Source organism: Sphingobacterium sp. UBA7038, assembly GCF_002494055.1.
Lineage (GTDB): Bacteria > Bacteroidota > Bacteroidia > Sphingobacteriales > Sphingobacteriaceae > Sphingobacterium > Sphingobacterium multivorum.
The window spans coordinates 102,749-118,256 of sequence record NZ_DLAV01000005.1 but is presented as its reverse complement, the minus strand read 5'-3'; the positions used below and the strand labels follow the sequence as shown (position 1 = coordinate 118,256).

Annotated in this window: 16 protein-coding genes; 3 read left to right on the top strand and 13 right to left on the bottom strand. The window is 39.4% G+C overall.

Going from position 1 to position 15,508, the window contains the following annotated elements; translation table 11 throughout:
- Window positions 1–6 precede the first annotated feature (6 nt).
- The 5 genes from B3H30_RS01590 to surE form a co-directional block, all read right to left on the bottom strand.
- Window positions 7–465, bottom strand: a complete 459-nt coding sequence (locus B3H30_RS01590) for an SPOR domain-containing protein (RefSeq protein ID WP_046672580.1) — start codon at window positions 463–465, stop codon at window positions 7–9.
- Between the two features lie 20 nt (window positions 466–485).
- Window positions 486–3,773, bottom strand: coding sequence for a preprotein translocase subunit SecA (gene secA / locus B3H30_RS01585; RefSeq protein ID WP_286779522.1), 3,288 nt, complete (start codon window positions 3,771–3,773; stop codon window positions 486–488).
- Window positions 3,774–4,030: 257 nt separating this feature from the next.
- Window positions 4,031–4,900 (bottom strand): menaquinone biosynthesis family protein, encoded by an 870-nt coding sequence (locus B3H30_RS01580; RefSeq protein WP_286833052.1) that lies wholly within the window; start codon window positions 4,898–4,900, stop codon window positions 4,031–4,033.
- 48 nt (window positions 4,901–4,948) lie between these two features.
- Entirely contained in the window at window positions 4,949–5,209 is a 261-nt protein-coding gene (locus tag B3H30_RS01575; protein ID WP_046672577.1) for a hypothetical protein, read from the bottom strand.
- On the bottom strand, window positions 5,199–5,999 hold the full coding sequence (gene surE, locus B3H30_RS01570; protein ID WP_286768122.1) for a 5'/3'-nucleotidase SurE: 801 nt from the start codon (window positions 5,997–5,999) through the stop codon (window positions 5,199–5,201). Before surE ends, B3H30_RS01575 begins: the two co-directional genes overlap by 11 nt.
- Window positions 6,000–6,584: 585 nt before the next feature.
- Between surE and kduI the strand changes: the two genes are divergently transcribed.
- From kduI to B3H30_RS01555, 3 genes are read left to right on the top strand one after another with little or no spacing between them, the layout of a single operon-like run.
- Entirely contained in the window at window positions 6,585–7,430 is an 846-nt protein-coding gene (gene kduI / locus B3H30_RS01565; RefSeq protein ID WP_070562607.1) for a 5-dehydro-4-deoxy-D-glucuronate isomerase, read from the top strand.
- Window position 7,431: 1 nt separating this feature from the next.
- Window positions 7,432–8,553, top strand: a complete 1,122-nt coding sequence (locus B3H30_RS01560; RefSeq protein WP_286754199.1) for a DUF4861 family protein — start codon at window positions 7,432–7,434, stop codon at window positions 8,551–8,553.
- A gap of 5 nt (window positions 8,554–8,558) precedes the next feature.
- Window positions 8,559–9,323, top strand: a complete 765-nt coding sequence (locus B3H30_RS01555; protein WP_172462444.1) for an SDR family oxidoreductase — start codon at window positions 8,559–8,561, stop codon at window positions 9,321–9,323.
- 26 nt (window positions 9,324–9,349) lie between these two features.
- On the opposite strand, the gene B3H30_RS01550 is transcribed toward B3H30_RS01555, so the two are convergent.
- The 8 genes from B3H30_RS01550 to B3H30_RS01515 form a co-directional block, all read right to left on the bottom strand.
- Complete coding sequence (locus B3H30_RS01550) at window positions 9,350–10,189, bottom strand: formylglycine-generating enzyme family protein (protein WP_286831857.1); 840 nt, start codon at window positions 10,187–10,189, stop codon at window positions 9,350–9,352.
- A gap of 60 nt (window positions 10,190–10,249) precedes the next feature.
- On the bottom strand, window positions 10,250–11,005 hold the full coding sequence (locus tag B3H30_RS01545; RefSeq protein WP_286831858.1) for a hypothetical protein: 756 nt from the start codon (window positions 11,003–11,005) through the stop codon (window positions 10,250–10,252).
- Between the two features lie 301 nt (window positions 11,006–11,306).
- The gene (nadD, locus tag B3H30_RS01540; RefSeq protein ID WP_070562618.1) at window positions 11,307–11,882 is read right to left on the bottom strand and encodes a nicotinate (nicotinamide) nucleotide adenylyltransferase; all 576 of its coding nucleotides are present in this window, start codon (window positions 11,880–11,882) and stop codon (window positions 11,307–11,309) included.
- A gap of 4 nt (window positions 11,883–11,886) precedes the next feature.
- Entirely contained in the window at window positions 11,887–12,456 is a 570-nt protein-coding gene (gene gmk / locus B3H30_RS01535) for a guanylate kinase (RefSeq protein WP_070562620.1), read from the bottom strand.
- Between the two features lie 2 nt (window positions 12,457–12,458).
- Window positions 12,459–13,334 (bottom strand): YicC/YloC family endoribonuclease, encoded by an 876-nt coding sequence (locus B3H30_RS01530; RefSeq protein ID WP_286833050.1) that lies wholly within the window; start codon window positions 13,332–13,334, stop codon window positions 12,459–12,461.
- A gap of 83 nt (window positions 13,335–13,417) precedes the next feature.
- Complete coding sequence (locus B3H30_RS01525) at window positions 13,418–13,990, bottom strand: CAP domain-containing protein (RefSeq protein ID WP_286831859.1); 573 nt, start codon at window positions 13,988–13,990, stop codon at window positions 13,418–13,420.
- Window positions 13,991–14,157: 167 nt separating this feature from the next.
- The gene (locus B3H30_RS01520; RefSeq protein WP_070562625.1) at window positions 14,158–14,805 is read right to left on the bottom strand and encodes a DedA family protein; all 648 of its coding nucleotides are present in this window, start codon (window positions 14,803–14,805) and stop codon (window positions 14,158–14,160) included.
- Between the two features lie 27 nt (window positions 14,806–14,832).
- A complete protein-coding gene (locus B3H30_RS01515; RefSeq protein WP_083295820.1) occupies window positions 14,833–15,495 on the bottom strand; it encodes a DedA family protein in 663 nt (220 codons plus the stop codon).
- Window positions 15,496–15,508 lie beyond the last annotated feature (13 nt).

The following is a 15,508-nucleotide window of genomic DNA, read 5'->3' as shown; positions in this document are numbered from 1 at the left end:
ATTGATTTATTGATATACAAAAACGTTCTCTGAAAAAACAAAGACGTTGCTAAAATATTGACGTAACTCGCGCATGAAGGCATTTGCTTCAGAGCGACTTCTAAAATCACCTACCTTGACGCGATAATTGGGTTCATCATAGGTGATATAAGTATCAATATCTTTATACATACTTCGGAAACGTGTCTGCTCCGAAAATGCCTGATTCCGATTCGATCCAGCAAAGATCTGTACACGGAATCCCCTTACTTTGACCCGCGTCGCCGCTGAGCGGACGATGGGTTTAGCAGGAACTACTGTCGCTTTGCTTTCGACAGGATTGATCCCCATAGCTGCCCTGAAATTTTGAAGCTGTGTAATCAATGAATCTTTGGTTACAATTACTCCACCTTTTTCTTGTGCGTTTACCTGAACTAGCGCAAACAACACAAGTGCATGTATGAAAATCAATCCTCTCTTCAGCATAGTTTAACCTTTCTTATCGATTAGTTATTTGCGCCGTGGCAATTTTTATATTTTTTTCCTGAACCACAAGGACATTCGTCATTGCGTCCAACAGTATTCTCGTTACGAACAGGTTCTTTTGGACCTTCATTCACATCCTCCTCACTCACACCTGTAGGCGAAGCCAATTCAGCTTTCGTTTCAATCGTTTTTACTGGAGCCTGCTGTACTTGTCTCGCTTGCATAGAAGTCGGTTCTTGACCAGGGATCTCTCCTTTGAAAATAAAGCTAACGACATCCTTATTCATTGAAGCCAACATCGATTTAAACAAATCAAATGCCTCCATTTTATAAATGATAATCGGATCCTTTTGTTCATAAACAGCATTTTGAACCGATTGTTTCAAATCATCCATTTCACGCAGGTGCTCTTTCCAAGCCTCATCGATTAATGCCAATACGATTCCTTTTTCAAAAGATTTGAAAACTTCTTTACCGTTGCTTTCGATGGCTTTTTTCAAATTCGCCGAAACTTGAATGCCACGGATACCATCCGTAAATGGAATAACGACATTTTCGACGATCTGACCTCTTTCCGCATACACATTATTCAATACAGGAACTGTCAAAGCACCAACGGCCTCAATTTTATGGTGGTAAGCGTTAATTGCATGCTCAAAAAGACGATCAGTCAAGCCTTCAACTTTACCCTGTGCAAATTCTTCTGCTGTAATTTCTGGTGTGATCGCAAAAATACGGATTACTTCGATTTGGAAATCTTCGTAATTACCTTGCTCTTTTGCTTCAACGACAATTTCTTCTGCAACATCAAAAATCATGTTGTTCAAATCCACGTCTAAACGTTCTCCAAACAAAGCATTTTTACGTTTCGAATAAATTACGGTACGTTGGGAGTTCATTACATCATCGTATTCCAATAGACGTTTACGGATACCGAAGTTATTCTCCTCCACTTTACGCTGTGCGCGTTCGATGGATTTGGTCAACATACTATGTTGCATCACCTCGCCCTCTTCAACACCCATTTTCACCATGATGTTAGAGATTCTCTCTGAAGCGAATAAGCGCATCAAGTTATCTTCCAAAGAAACGAAGAATTGCGAAGAACCTGGATCTCCCTGACGACCGGCACGACCACGTAACTGACGGTCAACACGACGAGATTCGTGTCTTTCGGTACCGATAATGGCAAGACCACCAGCTTTTTTAACTTCTTCGGTCAATTTAATATCCGTACCACGACCAGCCATATTCGTCGCGATGGTTACTTGTCCTGGGCGTCCAGCTTCAGCGACGATATCAGCTTCTTTTTGGTGTAACTTCGCATTTAATACGTTATGCTTGATCTTACGTAATTGAAGCATACGGCTCAATAACTCCGAAATTTCAACCGATGTGGTACCGACCAATACTGGCCGTCCCTGCTCTGTCAATCGTTGGATTTCTTCAGCTACAGCATTGTATTTTTCACGGGCCGTACGATAGATCAAATCTTGACGATCATCACGTTGGATTCCACGATTTGTCGGAATTTCTACCACATCCAATTTGTAAATTTCCCAAAGCTCACCGGCCTCTGTCGACGCTGTACCCGTCATACCCGAAAGTTTGTGGTACATGCGGAAGTAATTTTGCAATGTAATCGTTGCGTAAGTTTGTGTCGCATCTTCTACTTTCACATTCTCCTTTGCTTCGATCGCCTGGTGCAAACCATCTGAGTAACGACGGCCATCCATGATACGACCTGTTTGCTCATCGACAATTTTCACTTTACCTTCATCAACGATATATTCAACATCATTTTCAAACAAGGTATATGCTTTTAACAACTGGTTGATCGAGTGGATACGCTCTGCTTTAATCGAATAATCGCGCAACATATCTTCTTTCTGAGCTGCCTTTTCTTCCAAAGTCAACGAAGACTTTTCAATTTCGGCAATCTCAGTACCAACATCCGGTAAAATAAAGAATGAAGGATCTTCGCCTGTTGCTGTAATCAACTCGATACCTTTTTCTGTCAATTCTACTTGGTTGTTCTTTTCATCAATCACAAAATAAAGTTCTGCATCTACTTTAGGCATATTTTTATTTTGCTCTTGCATATAGTAGTTTTCTACTTTTTGTAAGATCGAACGATTAGCGCCTTCGCTTAAGAACTTGATTAATGCTTTATTTTTAGGCAAACCTCTGTACGCTCTTAATAATGCCAAACCGCCGCCTTCAACGTCAGAATCACCTGCCGCCAGCGCTTTTTTAGCATCATTCAAGACGGTATTGATGTACGCTTTCTGTACATGCACCAAACGCTCGATACGTGGTTTTAATTGGTAGAATTCGTGTTCATCGCCACGAGGAATCGGACCTGAAATAATCAATGGTGTACGGGCATCATCAATCAATACAGAGTCAACCTCATCGACCATGGCAAAGTGTAATTTTCCTTGCACCAATGCGTCCGGAGTCTGAACCATATTATCACGTAGATAATCGAAACCAAACTCGTTATTCGTACCATATACGATATCCGATTGATAAGCTTTACGACGTTGCGGGGAATTTGGCTGATGTTTATCGATACAGTCAACAGATAGCCCATGGAACTCAAATAACGGAGCATTCCACTCCGAGTCACGACGAGCAAGGTAATCATTCACCGTTACAATGTGTACGCCTTGACCAGAAAGAGCATTTAGATAGGTCGGTAATGTTCCTACCAACGTTTTACCCTCACCGGTTGCCATCTCGGCAATTTTACCACTGTGCAATACAATACCACCGATTAATTGGACATCATAGTGTACCATGTTCCAAGTGACCTCAGTACCTGCAGCCATCCATTTGTTTTTCCAAATCGCCTTATCACCATTGATGATAACGTTTGATTTGTAAACAGCCAATTCTCTGTCAAAATCGTTGGCAGTAACTTCTAATTCTTCGTTTTCTGTCAAACGTCTTGAAGTTTCTTTTACCACGGCAAATGCCTCCGGCAAAATATCCTTCAATACCTCTTCCAACTTCTTGTCACGGTCTTTGGACAATTTGTCCACTTGCTCGTAAATAGAAGTTTTCTTTGCCATATCGTCCTCGTCTTGATCCGCTTCTTTTTTAAGCGTGTCAATTTCTTGGTCAATATCGGCTAGGTAATTTTTAATTCTTTCTTTGAAATCAACGGTCTTGGCACGTAACTCGTCATTGGTTAGATTTGAAAGCTTCTCATATTCAGCTTTGATTTGGTCTACCACAGGCTGAATTCCCTTGATATCTCTCTCGGATTTACTTCCAAATAATTTACTTAAAAACTTTAACATAATTTTTTTTCTATCTCAACTTAAGATTTTGTACAATAATGACTCCAAAGTAAAATTGCAGACAATTTGACACTAATCGGGCAAATTTAGTTATTAGATATGATATCTAACAGCTTACATCCATTTTTTTTACGTTATTTTTATTGAAAACGTCAGTTCCTTACAGCCTGCAAGAATCCTCTACCTATTTATCCCCTTTTACGCTATCTTGACGTGAAGTTTTTCTGAGCAATATGAGCTTTAAACCGACAGTCAATTTATGATAAAAACAACTTACGGTCTGAATGCGGAATGAATCCCAGTTCCTTTGCCTTTTCAAACATCTTCGTAATTGCATCACGTCCTTCAAGCCCCAATGCTACTGAATATTTATTGACATAAAGTTCAATATGCTTGTACATCACCTCTTCACTCATTTCCTGTGCATGTGCACGAATGAATTCAAGCCCAGATTTCGGATTGGCAAATGCAAATTCTACACTTTCTTTCAAAATCGTATTCAACGTCTCCTTCACTTCTTGTGGCAGACTACGTTTTACGACAATTCCTCCAAGAGGAATCGGAAATTTTGTCGTCTTCTCCCAATACTCACCCAGATCCACCACCTTATGCAGTCCTTTTTCGGCATAGGTGAACCTATTTTCATGAATAATCAACCCTAAGTCGATGGATCCATCCAGTAAAGCTCCTTCAATATCCGAAAAAACAAGTTCTACTTTATTTTTTAATTCGGGGAATGCCAGGCTTAACAAAAAATTAGCCGTGGTATATTTCCCTGGATACCCTACTTTCAATTGATCAAACCCATCTAAACTTTCGGCCCGATCTAATTTTTGCTGCAGCAATTTTGCTAATTTCGGATCCTTCGTAATCAGCATAGGCCCTACACCAAATCCTAAAGCACTCCCTGCATCGAGCAACTCATAATCTTCAACAGCGTAGGCAAAGGCATGATAGCTCAGCTTGGTAATGTCAAGATCGCCTTGAAAAGCTTTCAGGTTCAAGGTCTCCACATCTTGATATTCCACCTCAAAATCCAGTCCTTTGGTATCTATCTTATGATGAATCAATGCATCAAAAATAAATGTATCGTTTGGACATGGAGAAAATCCTAATGTTAATTTCATGTTGTACAAAATTTTTCCCGTCGGTCAGATGGGGTTTATGAATTTTAATCAAACTGTAATTCTATGCGTGATCAGGTATAGTATCATAGCCAAAAAAGTACTTGCAATAATTCCTTTTCCCAGGTGATCTTTCCCCGATCGATACGCAAAACGTAAAAGCACTAAATTAACCAATACAGCTATAGTGTAGATGGCCATAGGCTTCTCGGGTAAAAAATGAAGTTCAAGATCCGTAAAACGTACTAAAATATAAGCCAATACTGGAGATACAGTACCGATACCCAATCCGATCCAGCTATTATTTTTCACGTTTATCGCCTCCCCTTGTATTTCCCAAATGATCAAAGCTCCATGAATTCAATTCTGGAATGGCGTGATGTGCCGTCATATCGAACTGTGTCGGAACGACAGATACATAACCATTGACCAATGCAAAACTATCGGTATCTTCTCCTCTGTCCTGCAAGACAAATTTACCCGTTGTCCAATAATAATCACGATTGTGTGGATCAATACGTTCATCAAATTCTTCTACCCAATGTCCTCCTGCCTGTCGGCAAATTTTAATACCTTTAAAACCTGCTGTTTGGGGAAAATTAACATTCAGCAATGTATTTTTAGGGAGACCGTTAGCCAGCACCTGCTCGGCAATAGAAATCACGTAGGGTCTGCAATAGCTAAAATCCGCATCGTGAGAAAAATTATCAAGCGAAAACCCCACAGAAGGAATCCCTTCAATGGCCCCCTCTACCGCAGCAGACATCGTACCGGAATATAAAACATTGATTGAATTGTTGAGCCCATGATTGATCCCCGATACACATATATCGGGCTTTTGCCCTTTAAAAACTTTATTTACAGCAAGTTTTACACAATCTACTGGCGTTCCTGAACACTGGTACATTTCAACCCCTTCATATAAATTGATTTTATCCAAACGTAGTGGCCTACCAAGTGTAATGGCATGCCCCATTCCAGATTGTGCCGAATCAGGAGCAACGACAACTACATTTCCGATTTTCTGCATCTCTTCCAACAGCACCTTAATACCTGGCGCTGTAATACCGTCATCGTTAACAACTAAAATATTGGGTTTCATATGTAAATAATTTGCTTTTTAGATGGTCATAAGGGACCCCCAGTCCTCTCGGTCCGTGTTTATGCGTTTAGAATATGGGAATTTCTTCTTTACCATACACGAAGTTAGTAAATCTGAAACCGAGATGTAAATAATATTGACACAACAGGTAATTATTATCTGCAAAGGCCGCACATTAGGACGCCAAACAGTAAAAGCAACTGTGGAAAACAGCGGTTCAAACGAACACATGGAAGTCGGAAAAGAGCGATGAGATTTGGGCGCATCAAATGAGGATCAGATGGTGACCAAATTCGATGTTTTGACAGTGCTTGTTCAGTGCTCGTTCAGTGCTTGTTCAGTGATCATTCAGTGAGCACTGAAGGAATACTGACTGATTACTGTTTAAAAATTGGTTAAAAATTGTTATTAGGTAGAATTTGGTCAAAGTATATTGCAGTGATAATAGCCATGTCGATTATCTTAAAGTTGCTACCGCTTTCGGAAAACCAACCGATCACTACGACATCGTTTGCGTAAGATTGTATCGCAATTGACAAATATTAGCCCTAAATTTAGCATTCAAACAAAAATAATAATTCAGTTATGAGCATTAATTTTGAATCCCGCTATGCAATAGGGCCAAAGGAATACAAAACTTTAGATACACAAGGATTAAGGGAGAATTTTCTAATTGAAACAGTTTTTGAAGCAGACAAAATTAATTTTGTCTATACCCACTACGATCGCTATATGGCCGGTGGAGCAATGCCTGTAAGCTCAAAAATCAAATTAGACACCATTCCCGCATTATTAAAAGAACCTTACTTCCTTTCTAGAAGAGAGTTGGGTATTATCAATGTCGGTGGGAACGGTCAAGTCGAAGTTGACGGCATTATTTATGATCTCAATACCAAAGAAGCCCTTTATATCGGTCAAGGTGCTCAGGAAGTTTATTTTTCAAGCCAGGATGCTGCAAAACCAGCAAAATTCTATTTAAACTCTACACCTGCACATTGCAGCTATCCAACTAAAAAGGTAACGAAAGAAGATGCGAATAAACTAGAATTGGGTTCATTGGAAACTGCCAACCACCGTACGATCAACCAGATGTTATTGAACAAAGTGGTACAAACCTGCCAATTACAGATGGGCATGACTGAGTTAAAACCCGGATCTGTATGGAATACAATGCCATCCCACACCCACGATCGTCGTATGGAAGTCTATTTCTACTTTGAATTACCTGAAGGTCAGGCTGTATCACATTTTATGGGACCTATCGATGAAACCCGCCATATTTGGATACACAACGATCAGGCTGTAATTTCACCGCCATGGTCAATTCACTCAGGAGCTGGAACGTCCAATTATACATTTATATGGGGAATGGCAGGTGAAAATTTAGATTATGATGATATGGACAAATGTGCCATCACAGAATTGAAGTAATATGAAAAAAACACTCGTATTGAGTTTAGCGCTAGGGCTTTCAACACTTGCTTTTGCGCAGAACAACAAAACCATTACTGTAAACAACTCTTCCGCTAGCGCAAGAACAGAGTTGATCAGTATCCCTTATACTACATTTGAAAAACACTTCGCATTAAAAAACAGTGTATTTACTATTGTGGACAAGGATAAAAAGGAACTGGCCTATCAGCTTGAAAAACTAGGAAAACCGACGGCACAAAATATTTTGATTCAAATAACCGTTGCTCCTAGAAGCTCAACAACCTTTGGGGTTAATGGAAATAAACCCGCAACTGTCACCCCAAAGACTTATGCAAGATACGTCCCTGAACGCAAAGATGACTTTGCATGGGAAAACGATATTGCAGCGTTTAGAGCCTATGGAAAAGCTTTAGAAGGCAGCTCTGAGGATGCACAAGGTTTTGACTTCTGGGCAAAACGTAGCAATGATCTTATTGTTGACGAATGGTATAAAACTGGGGACTATCATGCCGATCATGGCAAAGGATTAGATTATTATTCCGTCGGACAAACCTTAGGTGTCGGCGATGCAACGCCATTTATTGACGAACAGGTCGTTTACCATAAGCATTATCGTCAATACGAGGTCTTGGACAATGGTCCGCTACGATCCACATTCAAACTTATTTATGAACCGGAAAATGTAAAGGGTCAACAGCTACAAGTCGAAAAAACAGTTTCTTTAGACGCTGGGAGTCAATTGAACAAGATAAGCTATTCCATCAAAAACACAACCGCTGCCGCTACGCCAATTGTTGTGGGGATCGCTAAAAGAAAAGAGGAAAAACCTCAAATTCTAAATGATGTAAAGAATGGCATTTTAGCCTATTGGGAGCCTGCAGAAGGAGATAAAATTACAGGAACAGCCGTTATTTTACCAAAAGTAAAGTATGTGTTCAAAGATAGCCCAAAACAATTTTTACTGGCAACCACCGTCAAAAATGATAAACCCTTAGTTTATTTTGCGGGTGCTGCGTTCAATAAAGCTGGCAAAATAGGGAATTTTGAGCAATGGCAGTCTTATGTAAAAACATTCAAAAACAATTTAGATCAACCATTAACAATAAAATATTCAAAATAATGTCCATACTGCAATCTTTTGACTTAAGTGGGAAAGTAGCCTTGGTAACAGGCTGCAAAAGGGGAATTGGCAAGGCAATTGCCGAAGCATTGGCTGAAGCTGGGGCAGATATTATAGGCGTTTCGGCGTCATTGGAAATTGAAGGCTCCGCAGTAGAAAAATCCGTAAAAGCATTAGGCAGAAATTTCTATGCCTACCAGTGTGATTTCGCCAAACGGACAGCGCTTTACGCGTTTATTGAAAAGGTAAAATCAGCGCATCCTGCGATTGATATCCTTTTTAATAATGCCGGAAATATACTTCGAAAACCTGCCGCTGAGCATCCTGATGAATACTGGGATGAAATCATCGAAATCAATCAAAATGCACAGTTTATATTGACGCGCGAGATTGGAAAGGACATGATTTCACGTGGAACTGGAAAAATCGTATTTACAGCATCTTTATTAACTTTCCAAGGTGGCATCAATGTTCCAGGATATGCCGCTTCAAAAGGTGCCGTAGGATCCATGGTAAAGGCTTTTGCAAATGAGTGGGCTTCCAAAGGTGTCAACGTAAACGGGTTTGCTCCGGGGTATATCGCCACGGATAATACCGAGGCTCTGAGAGACGATCCCGAACGCTCAAAGTCCATTTTGGACCGTATACCTGCAGGACGCTGGGGAACTCCAGAAGATTTTAAGGGGCCAGCTGTATTCCTCGCTTCAAAAGCTTCCGATTATGTTCATGGAACCATCCTAACAGTCGATGGTGGCTGGATGGGAAGATAAAAGTCAATCTTTACGATGAGTTTGTTTTAAAAGTCTTTATTCTCAGGAGTAAAGGCTTTTTTTACAATTCTAAATCCCAGATTACTAAAAGATGCATTGGGACTAACTGAACCTATATATACGGTATTAAAAGCGGCACAGCTATTTTTACTACACCACCAGGACCCTCCACGGGCATGTGCAATAGAGCGGTCGCCATCTCTTTCGAGCTTTCCGGTGCAAAATTCAAATACATTACCAAAGATATCATAAAGTCCCCATGGATTGGGTTTGAATTTTCCGACCGGAGAAGTATAGAGATAACCATCGGAATAATCAGCTTTCAAATGATCTCTACCATGCCATACATTTGCATAATCGCCCATATTCTCTTTACTGAAACCTTCAAAATAATAGCCTTCGTTTCCGGCTCTAGCTGCCACCTCCCACTCATCAAAAGATGGCAATCTACAATTTGCCCATGTACAATAGGCCAGCACATCTTTATAAGAGATACAGGTAACTGGGTGATCCATCTTGGCCGCAATTCCGCCACGAATTACACCATTCGGAAAGCGCCAATAGGCCGTACTATCCTGCAACCAGCGAAACTCCGCCAGGCCAGGCTCAAAGACCATGGCATTATGGTAGCGTTCTGCTAATGTCTTGTAACCCGTTGCCTGAACGAATTTTTCAAATTCGGCATTCGTCAGCTCAAATTTCGAGATCCAGAACGATTCGATATGCACTGTTCTTTTGGGATTATCTAAGCTTGCTGTATCGCCCAAATGATAGTCTCCAGCTGGAATTTGGATATAGTTTCCAGCTTGGGCTTCACATTGGAGATGTAAAACAATCAATCCTATCAAATAGAGTAATTTCCTCATTCTCCTTGCCGTTTGTTATAATACAAATTTGACGTTTCGAATACTAAAAATCCAACTGCACTACTTGCTTTTTTTCTCATCGTAATATTTAAGCGCCCGACTAAAGATCAGCGCCTCATTTTCTTTGTTGTAATTTAGATACGAATTATAATTACTGTCCTCTCCATACAACTTTTTAAATGAACTGGATTTTATAAATTCACTGTATTCACCACGTTTCATCAGTAATAACAGCAACGTCAATGCATCTTTATCCTTTGGTGTTTTCTTGGCATAATCAACAATAAAAGGGATCATCTGCCAGCCATTAATCTCCACTATGGCATGCTTATAATTTACCCCCATCCGTTTGCTCCGGACAACAGATTCCTGAATAAGCTTCATCACCGAATCCCTATTTTCCTGCAAAAAATCAGTCTGTCTTTGCGACCAAGAGGATTCATTAAAGCCGTCCAATAATGTAGCAAATATTTTTTTGTCGATCTGTGTCTGGTACTCGGGTATAGCACAATTTTGCGCATATAGCTCGGCATGAATCATGGTATAGGTGAACTTTTCACGCAGCGTTAGCTTTTTAAAATCAACGGCTGAAATCGCATTTATTCCCGCATCTGTTGTTTCCTTATCTTCTTCGGGGATTATTGTTGAAATTAATGCTTTTACTTTGTCCAAACCGTAAGGCGGTATGGTCATTTTGCTCCGCAGCTCAATAGCAGCAGGATCCATAAAAAGACTATTGTCATCCGCACTATCCGTCTGTGCCAAACCGGTCCCCCAATACACGAAACACATAAACAATAAAACGATTTTTCTCATAGCATACGAATTAATATATTTTTCTCTATCATAAACCTCCCCAAAAAGCCCAGAATTAAACTTGAGACTCATACCGCTAACTAAACAAGCCTGATAGGTAAAAAAACAGGTTCTCACGAATGATTGCTTTTATTTCCAGGCTATTTTAATTATTCATTAAAGATCGTCTTATCTGAGCTTAAAAGTGAAATATTATTCCTGCAAAAATTATTCCTTAATATTTTCTTGAGATACCTACAAACAAAAATCCCCGGATTTAATAAAACCCGGGGATATTATGCTTCATTTACTTCCATTTATATCAAGAATATAAACCTTTCTTATCAATAAATTCAATCACCTTTTTAGGTGTAAAGAATTGAATATTCTTGTTTTCCTTGATTGCATTTCGCAAAAAGGTAGAGGATAATTCCATTAGTGGGGTGTCGGTCATCGTGATAGCGGGATGATCTTTAAATTTTTCATTATCGAACCCTGGTCTAGGATAAACATAAATCTGGTAATCACGCAAGATAATATCCGCATTCTTCCACTTTTCCAGCGATTCCAAATTGTCTTGTCCCATAAGTAGCACAAATTCCCGGTTTGGATATTTCTCGCTAAGATGCGTTAAGGTATCGATGGTATACGATGGTATTGGCAAATGGAATTCAATGTCACTTACTTTCAAATGATCACAGTCTTCCAAAGCCAGATTTAGCATTTCCAAACGGTCATAAGGGTCTGCTAAGGTGGACTTCTTTTTAAATGGATTCTGTGGAGAGACCACAAACCAAACTTCGTCAAGTCCAGTAAAATTGGCCATATAGTTAGCTATAATCAAATGCCCTATATGCACCGGATTAAAAGAACCAAAAAACAAACCAATCTTTCGCATGAACTTATTTATTGATAAATCCCATGACAATTTCTTCCGCATCGGCACATGCTGTAGCTAAATCAAAATTGTTCAATATGACATCAAATTTATTGGCATAGGTAAGTTCCAATTCTGCTTTCGCAAAACGCTCTTTCAGCTTTTCTTCCGAATCCGTTCCACGTCCTGTCAAACGCTCCTTAAGCACCTCCAATGATGGCGGTTGTACGAAAATAGAAATTGCCTGTTCTGGGAATTTTGATTTCAAACGTAATCCACCGACAACGTCGATATCAAAAATAACATGTTTACCTTCTTTCCAAATACGCTCAATTTCTGAACGCAAAGTACCATAGAAAGTCCCTGAATATACTTCCTCAAATTCGATAAACTCCTGTTTTGCTACCTTATGCAAAAATTCTTCTTTCGACATAAAATAGTAGTCCTTTCCATTTACCTCCTGCCCTCTTGGATCACGTGTACTTGCTGAAATGGAAAATTCAATCTTATCACCGTGTTTACTTAAAAGATCTCTTACTATTGTCGTTTTTCCAGCTCCCGATGGTGCCGAGAATATAATTAATTTACCGCTCATTCTTATAATACGTTGAGCAATTGCTCTTTTATTTTTTCCAATTCTTCTTTCATTCTGACCACGATCTGTTGAATGCCGGCATGGTTAGCTTTGGAACCTAAGGTATTGATCTCCCGCCCCATTTCTTGTGAAATAAATCCCAATTTTTTCCCGTTTGAATCCGCAGAATCAAATGCCTTTAAAAAGTAATTGCAATGGGCGCGCAATCGGACTTTTTCTTCGGTCACATCCAATTTGTCAATGTAGTAAACCAACTCCTGTTCAAATCGGTTCTGATCCACATTATCTTTACCCACCGTATCATTTAAAAATTGTTCAATACGCTGTCTGATCAAAGGAATACGTTCTACTTCTAAGGCCTCTACTTCTCCAAGGTAAGTTAAAATAAGCTCCGCGCGCTTCTTTAAATCTCCAGCAAGCACATTACCCTCGTCTTCACGAAATGTAGTAAAACGTTTGACCGCATCATAGAAAGCATCCATCAATACTTTGGATTCTTCGTCATCAACGGAATCATCATTATTGGTAATTACCTCAGGCATATTTAACGCCAGTTCAAACAGATTGACATTGGTATCGTTAAGTTCCAAAGCGATCTGCTGCAATTGACTGTAATATTTTTTGAGTAAATCAGCATTAATAGAAGATGCCTTCGCCGTTTGATCCGTGTATTCAACCGTAACATTAATGTTCACTTTACCACGCTCAATAAGTTTACTGCTCTCAGTGCGCAGGGTCAATTCTTTGTCCGAAACAACTTTGGGCAAGCGAAGATTTAATTCAAGGAATTTTGAATTTAAGGACTTTATTTCGACACTATATTTAACTTTACCGTTATCAGCGGAAGCCGTGCCATATCCTGTCATGGATTTTATCATATGCAAAGGTATGACTTTTCAGTAAAAATTGAATACCCTGCGTCGATTAATTGCTGATACTCCCCAAATTACCTTTCATTTATCTACCAGTCGTGCTTGGCTATGATAACAACTAAATAACTTTCATAAGGTTTGGCACCTTTACACTCGACGTAACCAATTCCGACATCGTATAGCGAAGCATTCCACTGATCCATGCCCAGTAAATGTGTGCGATGATGATAACCCGGAGCTTCCTTTCCAATAATTAGAGCCTTAATGCCAGCGGTAGCACTAGATCGGTTGGCCGCAATAGACTCAAAATTGTTTGCATTTCGTTTGGACAGCCATGTTGGGTTAAGTTGATATCCGGCTTCGTCAATGAAATAATTTGGTCCATACCCCTCAGGTGAAACATGGTCAAAATAGGAGTGCTTGGCCATATCTTTTGCCCGATAAACTGCAACCTCCGCCAACTCCTTATTCCAATTGAGTTTGGTCCGTTTAATCTTCTGCAAGTTGAAGAGCTTCAGCTCTTTCTTATACCGTTCTGGATTCGTACGGATTTTGTTCAGTAATTCATAGGCCTCGGTCGCCTGATGATGATCGACAACGATACGTTGGGCAAAAATAGACTGTGTAAAAAGCAGGGTAAATGCTAAAACCAAATAGTTCATACGTAAATAATATCTTCTTGAGTGAGCTGACGAGATATCCAAACTATCGTCTCCCCTTCGCTTTTATAGAGTCTAACCTCTTGTTTATAGGCAATGTTTGTACTTTTTGATAGGGATATTTCGTACCAATCCTTTAACCTTAAAAGACTGCATTTAGTATGTAACGTTTAATCTTTTTTTGTTTTTGTCTGCGAAAAAAACTGTATAAGCATGGGTATTAAGCTAATAAAGATAACCGCCAAAATAACAAGGGAAAAATTATGCTTAAAAAATGGTATTTGTCCAAAATAATAGCCAGCCAAAATAAATAATGAAACCCATAATATGCCCCCAAGTATATTATATTTCCCGAAGGTTGTATAGGGCATACGGCCAATGCCTGCCACAAATGGTGCAAAAGTCCTTATAATCGGTACGAATCGGGCATATACAATAGTCCTTGTTCCATGCTTAGCATAGAAATCTTGCGTTTTTTGCAGATAAGCCGGTTTAAATAACCTTGATCCAGGCTTAAAAACCCGAACTCCAAAATATTTGCCAATTTCATAATTCACAAAATCACCGAAGATAGCGGCAAAAATAAGAATGACTATAAATAATGGTAAGGAAAGCTGACAATCCGGACGGGCAATGATTGCTCCCAAGGCAAATAAAACGGAGTCACCAGGGAGGAATGGGGTAACAACAAATCCTGTCTCCGCAAAAATGATTAAAAACAAAATCAGATAAGTCCAATTTTCATAACTATTGATCAGTTGCAATAGATGCTGATCGATATGCAGGATAAAATCAATAAGCTGTGAAATGAATTCCATTTTTTTGATCTATAAAAAAAGGGAATCTTATTGGATTCCCTTTTTAGTTTTTATCTTTTCTTTTACAAGCTCGAAGATTATTGGCAATATGGATATAAAAATAATAATCAATACGACCTTCGAGAAGTTATCTCTTATAATAGGGATATTTCCTAAAAAGTATCCTGCTAGGGTTATACCTCCCACCCACAAGACGGCACCTACGACATTATAGGTAATGAAAGTACCATAATTCATCCTTCCAATACCACCAACAAAAGGCGCCAAGGTCCGTACGATTGGTACAAAGCGAGCGATAACAATTGTTTTACTGCCATATTTCTCATAAAAAGAATGTGTTTTGGCAATTTGCTCGTCTTTGACAACCTGTTTACCAAAGAGCTTAAATCTTGTAAGGCGCATACCAAAATGTTTACCGATAGCATAATTTAAGGAATCTCCAGAAACTGCGGCGATCAATAAAATGAGAATCATCAACCATACGTTAAGATCATTCGGTTGTGCGGCAAGCATACCTGCAGCAAACAACAACGAATCTCCTGGTAAAAAAGGCATTACAACCACTCCAGTTTCTACAAAAATGATGAGAAACAGAATAAGGTATGTCCAAGTCTGATAATCATTGACTATTTCAACCAAATGTTTATCGATATGGAGAATAAAGTCAATAAGATGCGTAACTATTTCCAAAGCGAAAAGACGA

Bases quoted from the DNA above. Each gene is read 5' to 3' on its own strand.
- B3H30_RS01530 (WP_286833050.1), bottom strand. From the start codon at position 13,334: ATGATAAAATCCATGACAGGATATGGCACGGCTTCCGCTGATAACGGT.
- B3H30_RS01520 (WP_070562625.1), bottom strand. From the start codon at position 14,805: ATGGAATTCATTTCACAGCTTATTGATTTTATCCTGCATATCGATCAG.
- nadD (WP_070562618.1), bottom strand. From the start codon at position 11,882: ATGCGAAAGATTGGTTTGTTTTTTGGTTCTTTTAATCCGGTGCATATA.
- secA (WP_286779522.1), bottom strand. From the start codon at position 3,773: ATGTTAAAGTTTTTAAGTAAATTATTTGGAAGTAAATCCGAGAGAGAT.
- B3H30_RS01580 (WP_286833052.1), bottom strand. From the start codon at position 4,900: ATGAAATTAACATTAGGATTTTCTCCATGTCCAAACGATACATTTATT.
- B3H30_RS01545 (WP_286831858.1), bottom strand. From the start codon at position 11,005: ATGAGAAAAATCGTTTTATTGTTTATGTGTTTCGTGTATTGGGGGACC.
- B3H30_RS01525 (WP_286831859.1), bottom strand. From the start codon at position 13,990: ATGAACTATTTGGTTTTAGCATTTACCCTGCTTTTTACACAGTCTATT.
- gmk (WP_070562620.1), bottom strand. From the start codon at position 12,456: ATGAGCGGTAAATTAATTATATTCTCGGCACCATCGGGAGCTGGAAAA.
- surE (WP_286768122.1), bottom strand. From the start codon at position 5,999: ATGAAACCCAATATTTTAGTTGTTAACGATGACGGTATTACAGCGCCA.
- B3H30_RS01560 (WP_286754199.1), top strand. From the start codon at position 7,432: ATGAAAAAAACACTCGTATTGAGTTTAGCGCTAGGGCTTTCAACACTT.
- B3H30_RS01550 (WP_286831857.1), bottom strand. From the start codon at position 10,189: ATGAGGAAATTACTCTATTTGATAGGATTGATTGTTTTACATCTCCAA.
- kduI (WP_070562607.1), top strand. From the start codon at position 6,585: ATGAGCATTAATTTTGAATCCCGCTATGCAATAGGGCCAAAGGAATAC.
- B3H30_RS01590 (WP_046672580.1), bottom strand. From the start codon at position 465: ATGCTGAAGAGAGGATTGATTTTCATACATGCACTTGTGTTGTTTGCG.